General features: G+C 43.4%; 13 protein-coding genes. 12 read left to right on the top strand and 1 reads right to left on the bottom strand.

Annotation, left to right across the window (positions count from 1 at the left end):
* The first annotated feature begins 140 nt into the window (after window positions 1-140).
* The 10 genes from DWW86_RS13660 (at window position 141) to DWW86_RS13615 (ending at window position 10214) form a co-directional block, all read left to right on the top strand.
* Window positions 141-776: an ECF transporter S component gene (locus tag DWW86_RS13660; protein WP_072522147.1), complete on the top strand. Its 636-nt coding sequence runs from the start codon at window positions 141-143 to the stop codon at window positions 774-776.
* A 90-nt stretch (window positions 777-866) separates the two neighbouring features.
* Window positions 867-1475 carry an NUDIX hydrolase gene (locus DWW86_RS13655; protein WP_015541832.1) on the top strand — a complete coding sequence of 203 codons (609 nt, stop codon included), beginning with the start codon at window positions 867-869 and terminating at the stop codon, window positions 1473-1475.
* Between the two features lie 299 nt (window positions 1476-1774).
* Window positions 1775-3943 carry a PTS sugar transporter subunit IIABC gene (locus DWW86_RS13650; protein ID WP_117943693.1) on the top strand — a complete coding sequence of 723 codons (2169 nt, stop codon included), beginning with the start codon at window positions 1775-1777 and terminating at the stop codon, window positions 3941-3943.
* A 28-nt stretch (window positions 3944-3971) separates the two neighbouring features.
* Window positions 3972-4811, top strand: coding sequence for a PRD domain-containing protein (locus tag DWW86_RS13645; RefSeq protein WP_117943692.1), 840 nt, complete (start codon window positions 3972-3974; stop codon window positions 4809-4811).
* 32 nt (window positions 4812-4843) lie between these two features.
* Window positions 4844-5101, top strand: coding sequence for an HPr family phosphocarrier protein (locus tag DWW86_RS13640; protein WP_117943691.1), 258 nt, complete (start codon window positions 4844-4846; stop codon window positions 5099-5101).
* A 60-nt stretch (window positions 5102-5161) separates the two neighbouring features.
* The gene (gene ptsP, locus DWW86_RS13635; protein WP_117943690.1) at window positions 5162-6790 is read left to right on the top strand and encodes a phosphoenolpyruvate--protein phosphotransferase; all 1629 of its coding nucleotides are present in this window, start codon (window positions 5162-5164) and stop codon (window positions 6788-6790) included.
* Between the two features lie 210 nt (window positions 6791-7000).
* A complete protein-coding gene (locus DWW86_RS13630) occupies window positions 7001-7459 on the top strand; it encodes a Fur family transcriptional regulator (RefSeq protein ID WP_117943689.1) in 459 nt (152 codons plus the stop codon).
* Window positions 7460-7585: 126 nt separating this feature from the next.
* Entirely contained in the window at window positions 7586-8593 is a 1008-nt protein-coding gene (locus DWW86_RS13625) for a metal ABC transporter substrate-binding protein (protein WP_117943688.1), read from the top strand.
* Window positions 8594-8665: 72 nt separating this feature from the next.
* Entirely contained in the window at window positions 8666-9376 is a 711-nt protein-coding gene (locus tag DWW86_RS13620; protein WP_117943687.1) for a metal ABC transporter ATP-binding protein, read from the top strand.
* A 1-nt stretch (window position 9377) separates the two neighbouring features.
* Entirely contained in the window at window positions 9378-10214 is an 837-nt protein-coding gene (locus tag DWW86_RS13615; RefSeq protein WP_117943686.1) for a metal ABC transporter permease, read from the top strand.
* Window positions 10215-10345: 131 nt separating this feature from the next.
* Here the strand turns inward: DWW86_RS13615 and DWW86_RS13610 are convergent, their stop codons facing one another.
* Entirely contained in the window at window positions 10346-10867 is a 522-nt protein-coding gene (locus tag DWW86_RS13610) for a hypothetical protein (protein WP_072522139.1), read from the bottom strand.
* A 317-nt stretch (window positions 10868-11184) separates the two neighbouring features.
* Here DWW86_RS13610 and DWW86_RS13605 point away from each other — a divergent pair, with 317 nt between their 5' ends.
* Both DWW86_RS13605 and DWW86_RS13600 read left to right on the top strand, forming a co-directional pair.
* A complete protein-coding gene (locus DWW86_RS13605) occupies window positions 11185-14331 on the top strand; it encodes a response regulator (protein WP_117943749.1) in 3147 nt (1048 codons plus the stop codon).
* Window positions 14332-14463: 132 nt separating this feature from the next.
* Window positions 14464-16518, top strand: coding sequence for an ATP-binding protein (locus DWW86_RS13600; RefSeq protein ID WP_072522138.1), 2055 nt, complete (start codon window positions 14464-14466; stop codon window positions 16516-16518).
* The last annotated feature ends 21 nt before the right edge of the window (window positions 16519-16539 follow it).

Here is a 16539-nt window from a genome sequence, read left to right as displayed (position 1 = left end):
AATAATTCATACGTGCTCAATACCCCGGGAAGAAGTCTCCGGGGATTTTTTATGCATGAGAAAGCCAACCAACAGAACCTTTCTAAGGCATAACGTAGAATTTTCTTTTAAAAAAAGAACAATTCAAAGGAGAGACAAGTATGAGTGAACAGGTTTTAAGAAATGGAAACGTAATGGAAAGAAGCCGCACCAGAACGATCACACAGATCGCAATGCTGGGCGCGCTGGCAGGAGTATTAATGAATATTGAGTTTCCGATCCCGTTCCTGGCACCATCTTTTTACCAGTTGGATTTCTCAGAGATTCCGGTACTGGTTGGGACATTTGCCATGGGACCTGTAGCAGGTATTCTGATTGAAGTTGTAAAGGTTCTGGTACACCTTGTAACAATGGGGACAGTAACAGCAGGAGTTGGTGATTTTGCAAACTTCATTTTCGGATGTGCATTTGTGGTACCGGCAGGACTGATCTACAGACTGCATCACACAAAGAGTCGTAAACATGCTGTACTCGGAATGGCAGCAGGAACGCTCCTTACAACAGCCGCAGCCTGCCTGATGAATGCCTTTGTACTTCTTCCGGCATATGGCAAAGCATTTGGAATGCCGATCGAAGCATTTATTGAAATGGGAGCTGCAGTCAATTCTTCCGTACACAGCCTTCTTGGATTTGTGGTACTGATCATCGTTCCGTTTAACTTATTTAAATACACCCTCACTTCCGTAATCGTATTCTTTATTTATAAGAGAATCCGTGTTATCCTTAAAGGAGACTGATCATGTCAGCCTGCAGACCGTATCTTTATATGGCTGCAGGCTGTTTTAAAAAGATGTATGGTATACTTCATGCAGAAAAGAGGAAACCTTATGGGAAAGATTCATAATGTGGAAAAAATGACCGACAATCGTTTTGTCAATCTGTATCATGTAGATGCTACCAGCGTACACAACACTCCGGTATCCTATTATGTGGCATCCAGGGCAAATGATGTACCTTCATTGAAACTTAAGACCGGGCGTAATGATCCGGACGGTGTAATTATCTACAGCATTTACGGAGAAAAAAGAGACAAAGTCGTTCTGGTGCGCCAGTATCGCTACACACTCGGGGACTACATCTATGAATTCCCGGCAGGGCTTGTCGAGTCGAACGAAGATTTTCATGAGGGGGCTGTCCGTGAGATGTATGAAGAAACCGGACTGAAATTCGAACCTCTGAAAGTCAATCCGGCATTTGAAAAACCATACTTTACAACGGTTGGTATGACTGACGAATCATGCGCGACAGTTTATGGATATGCAAGCGGTGAGATCAGCAAGGAAGCACAGGAAGATACAGAAGAAATTGAAGTCGTCCTGGCAGACCGCAATGAAGTAAAACGAATCCTCAAAGAAGAGCGAGTGGCAATCATGTGTGCATATATGCTGATGCATTTTCTCAAAGATGAAGAACCATTTGCATTCCTCGAAGACTGAGGCCAGACTGCATATTATACCGGTGAAAATTTCGGATTGCAGTCGAAATATACTGATGCCTAAAAGGTATAAAAAAACATCATAAAAACTATAAAATTACAAAAAGAGCGGGTTGACAAAAACTCAATGACCATGTTATATTTTGTTTGGTTGTAGTGTGTAACTCGATTTAGGAGGCATTAACTATACATAACAAGGAGTGTTTATGTATATTAGTGTCTTTTTTTGTACAAAAACCGGTTAAAAAGCGCTTTTATATGTACTCACTTCTGGAAAAATATACAGAAGGAGAGTCTCAAATGAAAGACAAGATTTTTAGTGTTTTACAGCGAGTAGGAAGAAGCTTTATGCTCCCGATCGCGATCCTTCCGGTAGCCGGACTTCTTCTTGGTATCGGAAGTTCTTTCACAAATGCAACGACGATCGAGACATACGGACTGACAAAGATCCTGGGCGACGGAACGCTGCTTCATTCCCTGCTTGTGATCATGAACAGTGTAGGAAGTGCAGTATTTAATAACCTTCCGCTGATCTTTGCAGTTGGTGTTGCCATTGGTATGGCACAAAAAGAAAAAGAAGTTGCAGCTTTGTCCTCAGTAATTGCATTTTTTGTAATGAATACAGCAATCAATGCGATGCTGACGATCACAGGACAGATCCTTGATAATGGCGAGATCGCAGAAAACGTTCTGGAAGGAACGATTACTTCTGTCTGCGGTATTCAGTCCTTACAGATGGGTGTGTTTGGCGGTATTATCGTAGGTCTGGGAGTTGCAGCCCTGCATAACAGATTCTACAAGATACAGCTTCCGAATGCGCTGTCATTCTTTGGAGGAACCCGTTTCGTACCGATCATTTCCACGATCGTGTATATGTTTGTCGGAATCCTTCTTTACTTTGTATGGCCGGTAGTTCAGACCGGAATTTACGCTCTGGGCGGTCTGGTAACAGGCTCCGGCTATGTGGGAACACTGATTTTTGGTCTGATCAAACGTGCACTGATTCCGTTCGGTCTGCACCACGTATTCTATATGCCATTCTGGCAGACAGCCGTTGGCGGTACGATGGAAGTAGCAGGACAGATGGTACAGGGCGGTCAGAATATTTTCTTTGCGCAGCTTGCTGACTCTGCAAATATTGCACATTTCAGCGCAGATGCGACAAGATACTTCTCCGGAGAGTTTATTTTTATGATCTTCGGTCTTCCGGGTGCGGCACTTGCTATGTATCAGTGTGCAAAACCTGAGAAGAAAAAAGCAGCAGGCGGTCTTCTTCTGTCTGCAGCACTTGCATGTATGGCAACCGGAATTACCGAGCCGCTGGAATTTTCCTTCCTTTTCGTGGCTCCGGCACTGTTTGCTGTTCAGGTTGTTCTGGCAGGTACGGCATACATGATCGCACATATGCTGAATATTGCCGTAGGACTGACTTTCTCCGGCGGTCTCCTCGACTTCTTCCTGTTTGGTATTCTTCAGGGAAATGCAAAGACAAGCTGGATAAGAGTTATCCCGGTTGGTATTATTTATTTCTTCTTATATTATTTCATTTTCAAATTCATGATCAAAAAGTTCAATTTCAAAACTCCTGGTCGTGAAGATGATGATGTAGAAATCAAGCTTTATACAAAGGCTGATGTAAATGCCCGCAGAGAAGCACAGAACGGCGAGGGCGGAGAGATGCTTTCAGATCCTGTCAGCGAGGCAATCACACGAGGCCTTGGCGGTAAGAAAAACATCAACGATGTAGACTGCTGTGCAACACGTCTTCGCTGCACAGTGAAGGATGCATCTTTGGTAAATGATGGTATCTTAAAGGCAACAGGTGCATCCGGCGTCGTACACAAGGGACTTGGTGTGCAGGTCATTTACGGACCGAATGTAACTGTGATCAAATCAAATCTTGAAGACTATCTGGAAACAGCACCGGACACTCTGGAAACACCGGCAGAAACTTCTGAGACAGTACCGGAAAGTGAACAGAAGGAAGAAGCTGCGCGCAAAGTCGTTGACCGCATTGTGATCTCAAGCCCGATCACAGGTGTGGCAGCAGATCTTGCAACTGCACCGGATGAGGCTTTTGCCCAGAAAATGATGGGTGACGGCGCAGTGGTTACACCGGAAGATCCGTATGTACGCGCTCCGGAAGATGGAGAAGTTGCCTTTGTCTTTGATACCAGACATGCAATTGGATTTGTAACAGAATCCGGAATCAGTCTGCTGATTCATGTTGGAATTGATACTGTTAAATTAAATGGTGAGGGATTTGAGGCACTGGTAGAAAGTGGTCAGGAAGTGAAGAAGGGAGATCCGATGCTGAAACTGGATCTCGACTATCTGAGCAAAAATGCACCTTCTATTGTTTCTCCTGTTCTTTGTACAGAACTGGAGGATAACCAGAGAATCCATCTGTTGAATGAGGGTCAGGTCAAAGCCGGAGAGCCACTTTTCGAGATCGAGGTTCTTCAGTAAGAACCGCCCGGATGGGGAAAAGATACGGATGTTGTACAGGATAGCAAAGATTTTAAATCACAATTCCTTTATGGGAATTTCGGACGAAAATAATCAGGAATGTCTGGTTATGGGAAAAGGTGTGGCTTTTGGCAAAAAGGTCGGACAGACCGTGTCGGCTGCCGCAGAAGCAAAGGTTTATTCTCTGAAGGAGATGACGGAGAGAGGTGACGCCAAGGATATCATCAAATCCGTTTCGCCGCTCTGTCTCGAGCTTGCGAATGAAGTGTTGAGTCGGGCAGAAAAAGAATTCGAAAAAGTAGACCGCACGATACTTTTTACCATGGCAGATCACCTTGATTTTGCAATCCGCCGTGTGCAGAATGGTGAGCAGATCAGCAATCCTCTGACAGATGACATCCGTGTCATGTTTTATAAAGAATATAAGGTGGCATCCTGTATCCGGGAGCTTCTTAAGGAAAAACTGCAGATAGAGATCGATGACCATGAGATCGGATATATTGCACTTCATGTACATGCCGCAGTTGTAGACGAAAATGTCTCGCAGGCAATGGAGATTGCAAGGACTGTCCGTGAATGTATTTCTCTGGTCGAGAAGGAAACAGGAAATTCCATCGATGTCATGTCTCTCGGCTATAATCGTCTGATGAACCATGTACGATACATGGTTGCAAGAGCGATTCATGGCGAGAAACTCAAAATGAATCTGAATGAATATATGTCTGTGAAGTTTCCGGGACCGTATATGGCAGCAGAACGTATCTGTCGTCAGATGGAAAAAAGTCTGAAACTTCCGGTACCGGATATAGAGATCGGATACCTCGCCATGCATCTTGAGAGAATGCTTGAGACCAATGTGAATGAGTAAAAATAAAATATAATATAAAAGGAGATAAAATTATGAAAACATTCGAGTACACAATCAAAGACGAACTGGGAATCCACGCAAGACCGGCAGGACTTCTTGTAAAAGAAGCCAAAAAATTCGAGTCTGAATGCACCATCACAAAAGATGGAAAAACTAAGAAACTGACACAGCTTATGATGCTGATGTCCCTTGGTGTAAAACAGGGTGATACTGTAACAGTATCAGCAGACGGCGCTGATGAAGATGCAGCAGTTGCATCACTGAAGGAATTCTTTGAAAACAACTTATAATTCACCGGAATACTCATATTTACTTTATTTGCAGATGTGAATTCAGGGAGGAAATAAGAAATGCAGTGTTTTCAGGGAAAATCTGTATATAAGGGAATCGCAATGGGACCGGTTGTGGTTCTTAAGAAAAATGATTATCAGGTAAAACGTACCAGAATCGAAGATGCAGAGGCAGAGGCAGCCCGTGTGGACGTGGCACTGAAAGCTTCTCAGGAGCAGCTTCAGAAACTCTACGACAAAGCGGTCAAAGAAGTCGGAGAAGCCAGTGCGGCAATCTTCGAAGTACATCAGATGATGCTGGAGGATGAGGACTATCTGGAAGCAATCCAGAATATGATCCGCACCGAACAGGTCAATGCCGAGTATGCGGTTGCAGTTACCGGCGACAATTTTGCAGAAATGTTTGCTTCCATGGATGATGATTATATGAAAGCACGTTCCGCGGACATTAAGGACATTTCCGAGCGTCTTGTCCGCAACTTAAGTGGTCAGGGAGATGTGGATTTAAGCTCGATCGAACCGTCTGTGATCGTTGCAGATGATTTAAGCCCGAGTGAGACTGTACAGATGGATAAGGACAAGATCCTTGCATTTGTAACAGTTCATGGTTCTACAAACTCTCATACCGCAATCCTTGCACGTATGATGAACATTCCGGCACTGATCGGTGTGAAGATGGATCTCGAAGAACTTCAGACCGGAATGACTGCTGTTGTAGATGGTTTTGGGGGAAAAGTGACTTTTGAGCCGGATGAAGAACTCAAAGCACAGACTGAAGCCAGAATGCAGGAAGAAGAAGAAAAACTGAAACTTCTTCAGGAACTCAAAGGCAAAGAAAGCATTACTCCGGATGGCCGTAAGATTAATATCTATGCAAATATCGGAAGTGTTGGCGATATCGGTTATGTAATGGAAAACGATGCCGGCGGAATCGGACTGTTCCGAAGTGAATTCCTGTATCTCGGAAGAAATGATTTCCCGACAGAGGAAGAACAGTTCCAGGCATACAAGCAGGCAGTGCAGATGATGGCAGGAAAGAAAGTTATCATCCGTACACTGGATATTGGAGCTGACAAGCAGGTAGATTATTTTAACCTCGGAAATGAAGACAACCCTGCAATGGGTTACCGTGCGATCCGTATCTGTCTGAAACAGCCGGAGATTTTTAAGACACAGCTTCGTGCACTTCTCCGTGCCGCTGTATATGGAAATCTTTCTATCATGTATCCGATGATCACTTCTACAGAAGAAGTAAAACGTATCTACGAGATCGTTGCAGAAGTGGAAGAAGAACTGAAAGCACAGGAAATTCAGTATAAGATTCCGGAACAGGGAATCATGATCGAAACTCCGGCAGCAGCGATCATCAGTGACAGACTTGCAGAGATGGTTGATTTCTTCAGTATCGGAACCAACGATCTGACACAGTATACTCTGGCGATCGACCGTCAGAATGAAAAACTCGACGAGTTTTATAACCCGCATCATGAGGCACTTCTCCGCATGATCCAGATGGTTGTGGACAATGCGCATAAGTGTGGCAAATGGGCAGGTATCTGTGGAGAACTCGGTGCAGATCCGACTCTGACAGAGCAGTTTGTACGCATGGGACTGGATGAGCTTTCCGTAGCACCGTCCATGGTTCTGAAGCTTCGTAAGATCGTAAGAGAGATGAAAGTGGAAGAATAAGAATATAGTGGATAAATAATATCTGTCCGATATGAAAGTGTGTATAAGCATTCTTGTGTCGGGCAGATTTTTTTGAAAAACAGTAAAATGAAAACCGTTTTCATATTGACACGAAATCAGAATGTGCTATAATATGAAAACGGTTTTCAATTTGTATAAAGTATAAAATGTAGATTTATTTGCCGGAAACTCCGGTGGAAGGAAGATATTATGGGAACGAAAGCGCCTTATCAGACAAAGCAGATGAAACAGATCCTGTCCTATCTGCAGACCGTAGAAGGGACACATGTAACGGTTGCAGATGTCTGTTGCTTTTTTAAAGGGCAGGGGATTACGATTGGGACAACGACTGTCTACCGCAACCTTGAAAAGATGGTAGAGCAGGGGATGGTTGCGAAGTACAACGTAGATGGAACGAGCAGTGCCTGTTTTGAATATCTCGGGGCAGAGGAACATTGCCACAAGACCTCCTGTTTTCACTGCAAATGTGAAAAATGTGGAAAACTGATTCATCTTCACTGCGAGGATGTGGTTAAACTGGAGCAGCATCTGATGGACAGCCACGGATTTCGGATGGATCCGTGCAGGACTGTTTTTTATGGTATCTGTGAAGAGTGCAGAAGTGTGGAAGATGAAGCATCAGAGACTGTACATATGAAAGCACGATAATGTGACAGAATGGTATGTAGATAGATTTGTACCTGCTGATTCGATTCAGCAGAAGTGTCTTTACTTTATAGGAAATTACTCCGTAATGTTCCAATAAAGTAAAAAATAGAAGAAAGAGAGCAGAAAATGAAAAAATGGATCATGGGTTCGCTGGCAATTCTGCTGGGCGTGATGAGCATCAGTATTCCTTTTGCCGGAATACACACAGCGGAAGCAAAGACGACAGAAGAAACAGACAAAAAACTGAACATTGTAACAACCATTTTTCCGGAGTATGACTGGACAAGAGTCATTTTGGGTGACCGGGCAGATGACGTGAACCTGACTATGCTCCTTGATAACGGTACGGATCTCCACAGCTTTCAGCCGGCAGTCAAGGATATTATGAAGGTTTCAAGCTGTGACCTTCTGATCTATGTAGGCGGTGAATCTGACCAGTGGATCGAGGATGCTCTGGAATCCGCGCAGAACAAAGATATGAAGACCATCAATCTGATGGAAGTCCTTGGTGATTCGATCAAAGAAGAGGAAACAGTTGAGGGCATGCAGGAAAGTGATCACGACCACGACCATGATCATGAAGATGAGGAAGAAAAGGAATATGACGAGCATGTCTGGACGTCTATGAGAAATGCCGAAGTGATCTGCGATGCGATTGCGGAAACTCTTGAAGAAATGGATCCGGAGAATAAAGAAATCTATCAGTCCAACGCAGAAACTTACAAAGAAAAACTTTCTGCGCTGGACGAAGAATATCAGGAAAAAGTCGACAGTGCGAAGCAGAAAACACTGATCTTTGCGGATCGTTTTCCATTCCGCTATCTGGTAGATGATTATGGTATGGAGTATTATGCAGCATTTTCCGGATGTTCCGCAGAATCTGAGGCAAGCTTTAAGACAGTTACTTTTCTTGCAGGAAAAGTGGATGAACTTGGAGTTAAGAGTGTGCTGACGATGGAAAAATCCGATGACCGGATTGCACAGACTGTTATTGAGAATACCAAAGCAAAAGATCAGAAGATCTTACAGCTTAATTCCATGCAGTCGATCACATCAGAAGAAATTGCAGATGGAGCAACGTATCTTTCCGTGATGGAAGACAATCTGGGAACTCTGAAGAAGGCACTGAACTAAGAGAATGATCGGACAGGGGACAAAAATCTGTCCGTTTGAAATAACAAACTGTCTATGACAGGAGGGACAAGAATGGCACAGCTTACATGCAAAAATCTTACACTGGGATATGACAACCGGGCAATTCAGGAAGATTTGAATTTCTCCATTGATGCAGGTGATTACCTCTGCATCGTCGGTGAAAACGGTTCCGGTAAGTCTACTTTGATGAAAACATTACTTCATTTGCAGCCGCCGATCAGCGGAAGCATTGAGATTGGTGATGGATTAAAGAAAAACGAGATCGGTTATCTGCCGCAGCAGACACTGGTACAGAGAGACTTTCCGGCATCTGTCCGTGAAATCGTGCTTTCCGGGTGTCAGAGCCGGTGCGGATGGCGTCCTTTCTATAATAAAGAAGAAAAAATGGTCGCACAGAAAGCAATGGAAAAAATGATGATTCAGGATCTTGCAGATCATTGTTACCGTGAGCTTTCTGGCGGACAGCAGCAGAGAGTTCTTCTTGCAAGAGCGCTTTGTGCTGCACAGAAAATCCTGCTTCTCGATGAGCCGGTGTCCGGTCTGGATCCACGTGTGACCGCAGAAATGTATCAGTTGATCAAAGACCTGAATAAAAAAGACGGAATTACGATCATCATGATCTCACATGATATTGCAGCGGCAGTTAAATATGCGACACATATTCTTCATATCGGAGAACACTGCTTCTTCGGAACGAAGAAACAGTATCTGCAGAGCAGTCTGGGCAAAGCATTTACCGGACAGGAAGGAGAGGACGAGTAAGATGTTTGAAACACTTCATATGTATTTTCAGTATCCGTTCGTTCGGTATGCACTGATCGTCGGTGTTCTGATCGCGCTCTGTTCCTCGCTTCTTGGTGTGACGCTGGTACTGAAACGATTTTCCTTTATCGGTGACGGACTTTCTCATGTGGCATTTGGTGCGATGGCGATTGCATCTGTCTTAAATATTACAAACAATATGCTGTTTATTCTTCCGGTGACGGTAGTATGTGCGATTTTTCTTCTTCGTGCCGGACAGAATACCAGGATCAAAGGTGATGCGGCAATCGCGATGATTTCCGTCGGAGCGCTTGCAATCGGTTATCTTCTGATGAACCTTTTTTCGACAAGCCCAAATATCTCAGGGGATGTCTGCAGTACGCTGTTTGGTTCGACTTCTATTCTGACCCTGACAAAAGGCGAAGTATGGCTGTGTGCGATTCTTTCCATCGTGGTTGTAGCGATTTTTATTCTGTTTTACAATAAGATTTTCGCAGTGACATTTGATGAGAATTTTGCGAGAGCAACGGGGACGAGAGCCAATGCATACAATCTGCTGATCGCGGTTGTGATCGCAGTGATCATTGTACTTGCAATGAATCTGGTCGGTTCGCTTCTGATTTCAGCGCTTGTGATCTTTCCGGCGCTGTCCGCAATGAGACTTTTTAAATCCTTCCGCTCCGTTACGGTCAGTGCGGCAGTGATGTCCGTACTTAGCGCAACAGCGGGAATTCTGATTTCCATTCTTGCCGGAACACCGGTTGGCTCTACGATCGTAGCAGTGGACATTGCCGTATTTCTTGTTTCCTATGGAATCGGAAGAATTATGGGAAGGTAGAAGAAAGGATAATCCGAGAATTTTATCGGGGATATGAAAATTCTGAAATTAAAATATCTCAGCCAGGGTTCAGACTCCGACTGAGATTATATTTTGTAAATATTGATTTACAGCAGGAATTCCTGTGGAGATCAGATCTCTACAAGAATTCCTTTTTCTTTGTCATAGCGGCAGTATTTGCCATTGCCGGAAATAAACGGCTGATATGTATCGGTACGTATATCTTTGACATAAACGATACCGGTTGCGATCATCTCAACAAGAGAGAAACGTTTGCTCAGGCTGGAGATCCAGGCATAAGTTTTTTCACTGTCGGAATCAGCGGCAATCAGGCTGTAGCCGCCGTCGCACGCCTTCAGTGAGAAGTAGATTTTCTCCGGTTTTACCACTTCTTTAAAAACCTGGCTGGTGATGTAGGAAGAGAAATTCTCTTTTACAAATTTCTGGAAGGTTTTTGCGGTATAAACTTTTCCGGATACTTCATCTGTGATCCGGTCACCGCGCTCCAGGCGATTTTTGATCAGTGTCAGAACCTCAATAGTCCAGTTGATAAAGGAGATACTGCTGTAGGTCATGCTTTCCTGAAGCTGATCAATCAGCTTCTTTGTCAGGACGTTTGATTTCGCTGCTTCGTTAAAAAGTTCTTCGTTCATAATGTTCCCTCCATAAAAATTTATGTGGTAATTGATAATTTTTATTATAAAAGGTCGTTGTGCAAAAAGCAATGAAAAAGCCGTAAAAGAGGATGAAAATTATATAAAATATATATGCAGATTTTGAAGCTGCAGATACTAAAAAGCTGTGGATTTTTGTAGTCAAATAGAGTATGCAGCGACAGGCAGGACGAGGTTGAGAAAAGAAGATAAATCGGCTATAATGAACATAAGTGTGAAAATGAGAAATGAACTGCAAATTAATTGTGGATCAGTTGCAGGAAGCAATAATTGTATACTGGCAGGATGGGTACAGAATGAAGAAAAAAGGAAAAAAGCAGACTTTCTTCTTGCGTGCGGCAATGATGGTACTGACGACCATTTTGATCGTATTGTTTTTTGCGATTATGTCCATGGTAGGCAAGATTCAGGGAACTGCGCGAGTTGTAAATTATGCGGGGCTGGTGCGCGGTGGCACGCAGCAAATGGTAAAATTTGAAATTTCAGGGACACCGCAGGACAAAATGTATCAGAAGATTTCTTCTTATATAGAAGGACTTCGAAATGGCAGTGATGAGCTTAATTTTATCCGTCTGGATGATCAGAAGTTTCAGAGCAAAATGGACGAACTGGCAGGATATTTTGAAGAGCTTCGGGATGAGATACTTCTTGTCCGTGAAAAGGGATACGAAAATACAGATATTATCGAAAAAAGTGAGCGTTTTTTTCAGATTTGTGATGAGGCAGTCGGGCTTTCTGAGGAATATTCACAGCGTAAGGCAACGGCGCTGGATTACCTCGAAAAAGTTGTTATAGTGGATATCCTCGGGCTGGTGCTGATCATCGGTGCAGAACTTATCAAAGCGGTCCGTTTTGCTGCCCAGAATAAAGTCTTACAGAAAAAGGTATACTTCGACGAGGCGACCGGACTTCCGAACAAAAACAAATGTGAGGAGATCCTCAACGATCCAAATCCGATTCCGGATGGAGAACAGGTTGCCATGTGTGTATTTGACATGAATAATCTCCGAACGATCAACAATACACTTGGTCATGATAAGGGAGACGAGTACATCTGTTCATTTGCGATACAGCTCCGAAAGGCAGTTCCGGATGAATTTTTTGCAGGACGTGACGGCGGTGATGAATTTATTGCTGTCTTGAAGGGACTGGATCATGCAGGAGTGCGTGAGTGTCTTAAGAAGATCCGCGAGCAGTCGGCTGAGTATTCCAGACAGCATCCGGAGATGCCAATCAGCTATGCGGCGGGATACGCGCTTTCCAGTGATTTTGAGGGAAGCACGATGCGGGAGCTGTTTCGCTTTGCCGACAAAAATATGTACATCGACAAGAACCGTGCCAAGATAGAAGAGGCGGCTGAGAAACAAAAGATGAATATCCGTATTCTTGAGGAAATCACAGAGAAGGGATATCAGTTTTCTGACTGTATTTACTGTGACGCGCTTTTGGATCAGTATTATGTGCTGAGAGCAAGTTCGCACTTTTTCCTTGCAGAGGATGGAAGTTATTCAGGTGCGGTTGAGCAGATCATTCAGGAACTGGGGACAGATGAGAACCGTAAGACAATGCGGATGGAACTTCAGACTGCATATCTGGCAGAACATCTGAAGGAAGACGAGAAAATTGAACTGCTGTATCAGTATGAAAAAGACAAAAATATTCGACGGGGAAGAATGACAGTACTACCCGGTAACAGAACTGAGGACGGCAGACTGCATCATTTTATTCTGGGATTTGAGCCATTTCAGACAAAGAATGAGAACTCTGCGGTTGAGAAAATGCGCCTGAACCGTTATTATGAACAGCTGAAGCAATCTATTGTTGAGAACGGTAACTATGCGGAGGCACTTTTGCAGACGGCGAATGCGGTTTATACGGTTGATCTGACAAATGACCGTCTGGAAAGTGTTTATTATAATACATCGGCGAAAGAATTTGACAATGATGTGCAGACTCCATGCTCTTACAGTGATTACTGCAGCGGACGAAGCCGGTACGTTACGGAAGATACGCTGGAGAATTACAGAATCGTGGATTCTTCGTTTAAAATCCTGAAGCGTTTTGCGACCGGATCGAGACAGATTACGGTGGAATACTGTGAGACAGGGAAAAACGGTCATCCGATATGGTTACAAAAGACTGTCCTGATGTCCAGAGATACCGTATACGATGCGAAGACAGATAAAGAAAGTAAGGTTGTGCATGGAATCATCCTGTTCAAAAATACTTCAGATTTCCACGAGAAGGAGCAGCAGGAAAAAGAGCGTCTGCAGATAGCGTTTGAAGAAGCAGATGCTGAAAACAAAGCAAAAACGGAATTTATGAACCGTATGAGTCATGATATCCGCACTCCGATCAATGGTATCATGGGTATGGTGGATATCATCCGCAAAAACCGCAATGACTGGGAAAAGGTTGATGACAGCCTCGAAAAGATCCGGCTTTCGACGAAACATCTGTTGGAACTGGTAAGCGATGTACTGGATATGAGCAAGCTGGAAGCCGGTATGTTTGAAATTGAAGAAGATACTTTTGATATGAGTGAACTGATGGATGAGGTTGCTGCACTGGTAGATGCACAGCTGATTGAATCGGGAATCACACATCACAAATACAGAAAAAACATTCAACATACCGCACTGTGTGGAAGCTCCCTGCAGCTGCGTCGTATTATGCTGAATCTTCTGAGCAATGCGATCAAATACAACAAACCAAATGGAAGGATTGATACGTATGCCGAGGAGCTTTCCTGTGACGGCACGACTGTATGGTATGAATTCAAGCTTGTGGATACCGGAATCGGAATGAGTGAAGAGTTTGTCAGAGATCATCTTTTCCAGCCATTTACACAGGAAAAAAATGATGCGCGCACCCTCTATAAGGGAAGCGGGCTTGGGATGTCGATCGTCAAAGCATTGCTTGAAAAAATGGGTGGATGTATTGACGTCGAAAGTGTTCCCGGTGAGGGAAGTACCTTTACATTCCGCCTGCCGTTTAGGGTAAATGATGTACTGATACAGAAAGAAGAAAGAAACGAATCATCAGAAAAACCGCTGGCAGGTATGCATTTCCTTCTGGCAGAAGATAATGAGATCAACATGGAGATTGCAGAGTTTTATCTGACAGACCTCGGTGCGACTGTCAGCAAAGCATGGAACGGAAAAGAAGCGCTTGAATTATTTGAAGCGTCAGAACCAGAAAGCTATGATGTCATTCTGATGGATGTGATGATGCCGGAGATGGATGGTCATGAGGCAACACAGCGGATACGCGCATTGAAACGTCCGGATACACAGACTGTCCGGATCGTGGCGATGACAGCCCAGACATCAGAGGACAGCATTCACAAGTGCCTGGATGCGGGAATGGACGGACATATTGCAAAGCCGATCAATGAAGAAAAGATTTTATCAGCACTGCATAAAAATATAGAAACTGAATAAAATACACAACTTTATTATTTTTCTGTGGTTTTACAATCAAAAGTGCAGATATTAGGATAAAATGAATTCATCGGACTATTGTGTGGAGAAACATACATCTGTCTGAAATTAAACAATATCAGGGAACTATTTATGGATAAAAAGAAAGATAAAAAAATTATAAGAATCAGAGCCGGGTTTGTTTTTCTGGTTACCCTGCTTCTGATGCTTGGCTGTACGTTTCTGGTAAATCAGAATCAGCAAAAAAGGGAGAAACTAAAGGCTGTATATACGGCTGAATCCACAATAAGCAGGATTGAAGTTCAGCTGAACCGTTATCTTGCGGAATCAGATCTGGTCAAAAAGAGTATAGAAGAAGGTCTGACGATAAGTGATAAACAGTTTGCGACATTATCCAGGCTGATGCAGGATGAAGATAATATCATAAAAGTCCATGAAATTGCAAAAGACGGAATCGTTTCGCAGATATATCCTATGGAGGGAAATGAGGATGTGATCGGGCTGAACTTGATTGAAAATCCGGAAAGAAAAACGGAAGCGCGTCTGGCAAGAGACAGCGGAGAATATACGATTGCCGGTCCGTTTGAACTGGTGCAGGGAGGAAACGGTGTGCTGCTTTTTGACCCGGTATACAGAACGGATGACAAAGGCTGTAAGAAGTTCTGGGGATTTTCTATTCTTGTTATAGACTGGCAGAAATTTATCAAAAAAATGGAGCTGGATCAACTGGAAAATGCCGGATATCACTATCAGATATGGAAAAAAGGAACGGACGATGAAAAAATCGTAATTGTGCAGTGTGACAATTTACAGGAAACAGACACATTGGAGGTTGCATGTACAGTTCCGAATGATACCTGGTATTTTGAGATCGTACCAGAAAACGGATGGGTGACAATGACTCAGAAACTCTGGGGACTGTTCATTTCGGTGCTGACAGCTTTCATTGTAATGATCATATATCTGCAATTCAAAATGAGACGCTACAGAGATGCGCTTCATGAAAAAGAACTGGAAAAAGCTGTTCTCGAAGCAAAAAATGCGAACGAGGCAAAGACACGGTTCCTTTTTAATATGAGCCATGATATCCGCACTCCGATGAATGCAATCATTGGCTTTTCGGAGCTTCTGGAAAAACATATAGATGAAAAGGACAAAGCAATTGCTTATCTTGGCAAGATCAAAAGTTCGAGCAATTTCCTTCTGTCACTGATCAACTATGTGCTGGAGATGGCACGGATCGAAAGTGGCAAACTGGCTCTGAAAAAAGAAGTCGGATGTGTGACGGAGCTGATAGAATCTCTGACAGATGTTTTTGAGCCGGGAGTGAAAAAGAAGTTCATTACATATTCATGTGAAACAGATATACAACATAAATATGTGATTGGTGATGAGACAAAAGTCCGGGAGATTTTTATCAATATCATCGGAAATTCTGTGAAATATACTTCGGAAGGCGGAAAGATCTCCGTAAGTGTTAAAGAAGAACCATTTGAAAAAGAAAATTATATAGCTTACAGGATTATTGTAGAGGACAATGGCATCGGCATGAGTAAAGAATATCTTCCTCATATTTTTGAAGAGTTTTCACGTGAGCATACAAGCACAGAAAGCAAAGTGACAGGTACCGGTCTCGGACTGCCAATTGTAAAATCTTTGATCGATATGATGGGAGGTACGATTGAAGTTGAAAGTCAGCTTGGATGCGGAACAAAGATGAACGTTGTTCTGCCATTTGAGCTTGCTTCAGAGAAACAGATCCTGGAAGAGAAGCAAAAAGAAAAAGAGAAGATTTCAGACAGTATTCTGGGAAAAAGAGTGCTGCTTGCCGAGGATAATGAGCTGAATGCCGAAATAGCAATGACAGTTCTGAAAGAAAATGGTCTGAAAGCAGAACGCGCTGCGAATGGAAAACAATGTATAGAAATGCTGAAAAAGATGCCGGAGGATTATTATGATATGATACTCATGGATATTCAGATGCCGGAGATGGACGGATATGAAGCAACAAAGCTGATTCGTCATCTTGATGATGCGCGGGCTGACATTCCGATCGTAGCCATGACTGCCAATGCATTTGAAGAAGACAGGCAGAAAGCTCTGGAAAGCGGCATGAATGCACATGTTTCCAAACCGGTAGATATGAATATGCTGTTTAAGGTAATGGCACAGATTCTGAAAAAATGAGTCGGAAAGTAGATATGGGAG

Source organism: Ruminococcus sp. AF17-22AC, assembly GCF_003460065.1.
Classification (GTDB): Bacteria; Bacillota; Clostridia; order Lachnospirales; family Lachnospiraceae; genus Blautia_A.
The sequence above is the reverse complement of the archived record's forward strand: the minus strand, read 5'-3'. Positions and strand labels throughout refer to the sequence as shown.

Excerpts from the sequence above, each read along its gene's own strand:
- DWW86_RS13660 (WP_072522147.1), top strand. The coding sequence starts at position 141 with ATGAGTGAACAGGTTTTAAGAAATGGAAACGTAATGGAAAGAAGCCGC.
- DWW86_RS13655 (WP_015541832.1), top strand. The coding sequence starts at position 867 with ATGGGAAAGATTCATAATGTGGAAAAAATGACCGACAATCGTTTTGTC.
- DWW86_RS13650 (WP_117943693.1), top strand. The coding sequence starts at position 1,775 with ATGAAAGACAAGATTTTTAGTGTTTTACAGCGAGTAGGAAGAAGCTTT.
- DWW86_RS13645 (WP_117943692.1), top strand. The coding sequence starts at position 3,972 with ATGTTGTACAGGATAGCAAAGATTTTAAATCACAATTCCTTTATGGGA.
- DWW86_RS13640 (WP_117943691.1), top strand. The coding sequence starts at position 4,844 with ATGAAAACATTCGAGTACACAATCAAAGACGAACTGGGAATCCACGCA.
- ptsP (WP_117943690.1), top strand. The coding sequence starts at position 5,162 with ATGCAGTGTTTTCAGGGAAAATCTGTATATAAGGGAATCGCAATGGGA.
- DWW86_RS13630 (WP_117943689.1), top strand. The coding sequence starts at position 7,001 with ATGGGAACGAAAGCGCCTTATCAGACAAAGCAGATGAAACAGATCCTG.
- DWW86_RS13625 (WP_117943688.1), top strand. The coding sequence starts at position 7,586 with ATGAAAAAATGGATCATGGGTTCGCTGGCAATTCTGCTGGGCGTGATG.
- DWW86_RS13620 (WP_117943687.1), top strand. The coding sequence starts at position 8,666 with ATGGCACAGCTTACATGCAAAAATCTTACACTGGGATATGACAACCGG.
- DWW86_RS13615 (WP_117943686.1), top strand. The coding sequence starts at position 9,378 with ATGTTTGAAACACTTCATATGTATTTTCAGTATCCGTTCGTTCGGTAT.
- DWW86_RS13610 (WP_072522139.1), bottom strand. The coding sequence starts at position 10,867 with ATGAACGAAGAACTTTTTAACGAAGCAGCGAAATCAAACGTCCTGACA.
- DWW86_RS13605 (WP_117943749.1), top strand. The coding sequence starts at position 11,185 with ATGAAGAAAAAAGGAAAAAAGCAGACTTTCTTCTTGCGTGCGGCAATG.
- DWW86_RS13600 (WP_072522138.1), top strand. The coding sequence starts at position 14,464 with ATGGATAAAAAGAAAGATAAAAAAATTATAAGAATCAGAGCCGGGTTT.